The sequence below is a fragment of the Kitasatospora sp. NPDC004799 genome, assembly GCF_040609095.1.
Taxonomy (GTDB): Bacteria; Actinomycetota; Actinomycetes; order Streptomycetales; family Streptomycetaceae; genus Kitasatospora.
This window is the reverse complement of record NZ_JBEXJK010000511.1, coordinates 1-5,192: the sequence shown is the minus strand read 5'-3', so window position 1 is coordinate 5,192 and position 5,192 is coordinate 1. Positions and strand designations below refer to the sequence as shown.

At 72.3% G+C, this 5,192-nt stretch carries 4 protein-coding genes; 3 read left to right on the top strand and 1 reads right to left on the bottom strand.

Annotated features, from left to right (window positions below; all coding sequences use genetic code 11):
* Positions 1-651: MMPL family transporter (locus tag ABZW03_RS36760; protein ID WP_355268604.1), on the top strand; the 651-nt coding region annotated here is incomplete at its 5' end.
* 22 nt (positions 652-673) lie between these two features.
* Here the strand turns inward: ABZW03_RS36760 and ABZW03_RS36755 are convergent.
* Positions 674-1,078 (bottom strand): hypothetical protein, encoded by a 405-nt coding sequence (locus ABZW03_RS36755; RefSeq protein WP_355268601.1) that lies wholly within the window; start codon positions 1,076-1,078, stop codon positions 674-676.
* Positions 1,079-1,339: 261 nt separating this feature from the next.
* Between ABZW03_RS36755 and ABZW03_RS36750 the strand changes: the two genes are divergently transcribed.
* Together ABZW03_RS36750 and ABZW03_RS36745 are read left to right on the top strand one after the other, a co-directional pair.
* Entirely contained in the window at positions 1,340-2,785 is a 1,446-nt protein-coding gene (locus ABZW03_RS36750; protein WP_355268598.1) for a M20/M25/M40 family metallo-hydrolase, read from the top strand.
* Between the two features lie 54 nt (positions 2,786-2,839).
* Entirely contained in the window at positions 2,840-5,026 is a 2,187-nt protein-coding gene (locus ABZW03_RS36745; protein ID WP_355268595.1) for a hypothetical protein, read from the top strand.
* Positions 5,027-5,192 lie beyond the last annotated feature (166 nt).

Below are 5,192 nucleotides of genomic sequence, written 5' to 3'. Positions count from 1 at the left end.
GGCGGCGCCCTCCCCGCCGACCGGCTCCCGGACGTGCCGCCGGGGACGGCGGTGGTGGTCGGCACGGCGGCGGTCTTCGCCGACATCTCCACCGCCGTCGACCACGACCTGGCGATCGTCTTCCCGGTCGCGGCCGCCCTGATCGCCCTGATCCTGCTGCTGCTCCTGCGCAGCCTGCTCGCCCCGCTGGCCCTGATGCTCTCGGTCGGGCTCGGCTTCGCCGCCACCCTCGGCGCCGCGACCCTGCTGTTCCAGCACGGGCTGGGCGAACCGGGCGTCAGCTTCACCCTGCCGCTGGTGCTGTTCCTGTTCGTCGTGGCGCTGGGCACCGACTACAACATCCTCGTCACCGACCGGATCCGCGAGGAGATGGGGCGCCCCGGCCCGCCCCGCGCCGCCGTCGCCCGCGCCGTACGGCACACCGCGCCCGCCGTCGCCACGGCCGGCCTGGTCCTGGCCGGTTCCTTCGCGACCCTCGCCACCACCCCGGGCAACGCACAGGTCGCCTTCGCGCTGACGCTCGGCATCCTGCTCTCCGCCGCCGTCCTGTCCCTGGTCCTGGTGCCCGCCCTCGCCGCCCTGCTCGGCCGCGCCCTCTGGTGGCCGCTCCGCCCGGCGAGGAGCGAGCCGCGTCGACCGACGAACTCCTGAGGGTCCCGGCCGGCTCGGCGGGTCAGAGCTGCCGGGCGAGCCCGACGCCCAGGGCGACGAGCGCCGCGGCGAGGAGGAGGGCGCCGCCCCGGGTGAGGTGGGTGCCGGGGGAGGACCGCCCTTCGGTGCCGAGGGCGAGGTGCAGGAAGAAGCCGCCGGACTGGGCGAGCACGCCGGCCAGCAGCAGGATGCCGAACACCCACTCCGTCGCCGAGGAGAACCCCGCCCGGGGCAGGTAGAGGAAGTAGACCAGCGACAGCACCAGCAGGACACCGGCGTGGGCGTGCCCGGCGCGGAAGAACCGCTCCCGCAGCGCGGACAGCGTGCCCTGCCGGACGGTGATCAGCCCCAGCAGCGCGTGCCCGCCGAACTCCACGGTCACGAGCGAGAACACGGCGATGATCGGCAGGAGTTCGGGTGCTGTCACGGTGGGCCGCCTTCGATGCGTCAGGACGGGGGGCAATGGCCGCAAGCTACAGCGGCACCCCCCGTCCACCCGCCCGCCGCAGGCCGGTCCGGCGTACGGGTCCACCCGGATGCGGGCCCCGTCGCGACCCGCTGCTCCGCCCGGGTGGCCGTCCCCGGATCCGCGCACGGCGGCACCGCGCGGGGATCGTTCGCACTCTATCCATGACTCGTGCGATGCGCGCCCGCGCATCGCCCCGACGTCGACGGAGACGGAGCGAGCATGGGAACGGTCACCCCGGACGGTGACGGGAAGGGCCTGCCCGAAAAGGTCAAGGGCCTGATGCCGGGGATCACCAAGGACCTGAGCGACCTGGTCACGATCAGGTCGATCTACGATGCGGACAATCCGAAGGCCCACCAGGACGACCTCGAAGCGGCCGCCACGAAGGCGCGGCAGCTGTTGCGGGACGCGGGCCTGACCGAGGTCGAGCTCGTGGAGATCGGCGGTGCGGGCAGTGGCGAGAAGCCGTACGACGCCAAGCTCGTCCACGGCACCTACCGGCCCCCGGGCGCCGGGCCGAAGACGCCGACCGTCCTGCTGTACGCGCACTACGACGTGGTGCAGACCGACGAGAAGGAGTGGCCCGAGGCCTTCAAACCGAGCGTCGACAAGCAGAGCAACCGGCTGAAGGGCCGGGGCGCCGCGGACGACAAGTCCGGGGTGATGATGCACGTGGGCGCGCTGCGGGCACTGGACGGCAAGCCCCCGGTGAACCTCGTCGTGGTCCTGGAGGGCGAGGAGGAGGCCGGCCGGGGGACCCTGGAGGCGTACGTCCAGGCCCATCCCGAGAAGTTCAGGGCGGACGTCATCGTCGTCGCGGACGGCGGCAACCTCAGCCTCGGCCGACCGACGCTCACCACCTCGCTGCGGGGCTTCGCCATCGTGGACGTCACGGTCACCACGCTCGTCTACGGCACCCGGCACAGCGGCATGTTCGGCGGCCCGGCGGGAGACGCCTTCATGGTGCTGGCCCGGATGCTGGCCCGGCTGCACGACGCCGACGGCGACGTGGCCGTGCCGGGGCTCCACACCTACGAGTGGCACGGCGTGCAGCCGGACGAGGACGCGTTCCGCGCCGACGCCGGGGTCGTCCCGGGGATGAAGCTGCTGGGCACCCACTCGCTGGGCGAACGGCTGTACACCAGGCCCTCGATCAACGTCATCGGCCTGACGTCCAAACTCCCGCCGCACGACAAGCCGGTCAACCAGCTCATCGACACGGTGACCGCCCGGATCGGCATGCGGCTCCCGCCGCAGGAGGACCCGAAGACCGCCGCACAGGCGCTGAGCGACTTCCTGAACAGCGCCGAGCTCAATCCGTGGGGCGCCCAGGTCGTCGTCTCGGAGCCCAAGGAACTCGGCCAGGGCTTCTTCGCCGAGACCGACCGGCCGGGTTACGACATCGCGGCGAAGGCGCTGGCGAAGGCCTTCCCCGGCACCACGACCCAGTACGCCGGGCAGGGCGGCTCCATCCCGCTGGTCAGCCTCCTCCAGGAGAAGAACCCGGAGGCGGTCGTGCTGGTGATCGGCTGCGAGGAGCCGAAGTGCCTGATCCACGCGCTCCACGAGAGCGTCAGCCTCGACGAGCTGGAGCACATGACGCTGGCCGAGAGCTACCTGCTGCAGGCCTTCGGCGCCCCGAAGTCCCCGGCCGGCACCGCGTAGACCGCCTCGCTCGCCCGGACCTCCCAACCCCCGTCCCGTCGTAGGAGCAACGCCATGACCGACACCCCCGATCCGACGAACCCCCGCACCCGGTTCTTCCGGGCCCTGGAACGCCACCGGCCCGACCTCGACCTCGCCGAGGCCACCGGGACCTCGACGCTCGCCGCCTGGTTCCTCGGCCCCAAGGCCGAGAACCACCAGTTGCTGGAGGACCTCCTCCTGGACGCCGTGCGCGCCCACTCCGCCGACCGCCGGGAGCTCTACCCGAACGACCCGCCCTACGTGACCGAGGCCATCAAGGAGTCCGACGCCTACCACCAGGACGTCAAGACCCTGCGCTCCGAGTTCGACACGCTGCTCAAGTCCCTGCGCGGCTCCGTCCCGGCGTACAGCTACCGGTTCCAGGGGCACATGAACTGGGACCTGACCATCCCCGGCATCGTGGGCTACCTCGCCGCCATGCTCACCAACCCGAACAACGTCGCCGCCGAGGCCTCGCCGGTCACGACCCAGCTGGAGCGGACCGTCGGCGAGGACCTGTGCCGGCTGCTCGGCTACCCGGGGCAGTCCTCCTGGGGGCACATCACCTGCGACGGCACCGTCGCGAACCTCGAAGCCGCCTGGTCGGCCCGCAACCTCACCTACCAACCCGTCGCGATCGCCGAGGCGATCCGCCGGGAGCCCGAGCTCGCCGATGCCCGGGACGTGGTCGTGGACCTGCCGGACGGCACCGAGCACCTGCTGCTGGACCTCACCCCCTGGGAGCTGGTGAACCTGCGGCCGGAGACCGTCCTCGGCCTGCCCGCCCGGGTGGCCGAGGCCTGCGGGACCGAGGACAAGCGGCTGGGCATCGCCGACAAGTACACCATCCAGTACCTGGGGTACGAGGCCTTCCGCGCGTTCCTCGGGGACGACGTCGCCCCCGGCGTGATCCTGGCGCCCGCCACGATGCACTACTCCTGGCCCAAGGCGGCCGCCGTGCTCGGCATCGGCCGCGGCCGGGTGCGCGCGGTGGCCGTGGACCTCGACGCCCGGGCCGTGCTCCAGTCGCGCCGCGAACTGCTCGACGCCTGTCTGCGCGACCACGAACCGGTGCTGCTGGACGTCGCCGTGGTCGGCAGCACCGAACTGAGCGCCGTCGACCCGCTGGCCGACATCCTCGCGCTCCGCGAGGAGTACGGGGCGAAGGGCCTGTACTACCCCGTCCACGCCGACGCCGCCTGGGGCGGCTACTTCGCCGCCATCAAGCGCCCGCCGCTCCAGGTCCCGCCCGGCTACCGCAAAGCCCGGATCACCCTCGACCTGGCCATGAGCGCCTACGTCAACGAGCAGTACGACGCCCTGCACCACGCCGACTCGATCAGCATCGACCCCCACAAGGCGGGCTACATCCCGTACCCGGCGGGCGGCTTGTGCTACCGCGACCGGCGCCAGCGCGAGCTGGTCGCCCTCGGCGCCGCCTACCTCGACCAGGGCGCCTACGACGCCAGTGTCGGCATCTTCGGCATCGAGGGCTCCAAGCCCGGAGCGGCCGTGGCCGGCGTCTACCTCAGCCACCGGGTGATCCGCACCGACGAGGCCGGCTACGGACGGATCCTCGGCCAGGCGCTGTTCAACAGCAAGCGCCTCTACGCGGCCGTCCGCACCATGGCCCGCCCCGACGACCCGTTCACCGTGACCACCGTCCAGCGCCTGCCCGCCGAGCGGGCCGCCCGGCCGGGGGCGCGGGACGTCGAGGAGCAGCTCAGGTTCATCCGCGAGCGCATCGTGCCCAGGAGCAACGAGGAACTCCTGGCCGACGACGAGGCCATGGCCCTGCTCAAGGAGCTCGGCTCGGACCAGATCATCATCGGCTACGCCTTCAACCCGGTCATCGGCGGCGAGCCCAACACCGACCCGCAGAAGGCCAACGAGCTCAACGACCTGATCTACTCCAGGCTCAGCATCCTCCCGAGCGCCACCGAAGCCCGGGTCCCGGCGCCGGAGGAGATGCCGCCCCTGATCCTCACCGGCTCCGAGTTCGACCCGGCCGTCTACGGACCGGAGTTCGTCGGCGACTTCCGGGCCCGGCTCGGCCTGACCGCCCAGGACGACCGCCGGCTCCCGGTCCGCTACCTGATCTCCACGACCATGGACCCCTGGGTCACGGACACCGCCGACGGCGACTTCATCCCGCGCATCGTGGACATCCTCCGCGACGTCGTCGCGAGCTGCGTCGAGGAGCTCCACCCGGCGGCCTGACGGCCCCACCCCTCGTCCCGTTCCCGCGTCCAAGCGAACGGGATGAGGGAGGCCCCGGGCCTGGAGCTGCTCCGCCAGGCCCTTGGCGCGCTGCGCCTCGGTACCGGTGGCCATGACCTGACGGATCGCCTGGTCGACGGCGGCGAGCGCCTGGCCGACCTCCTGG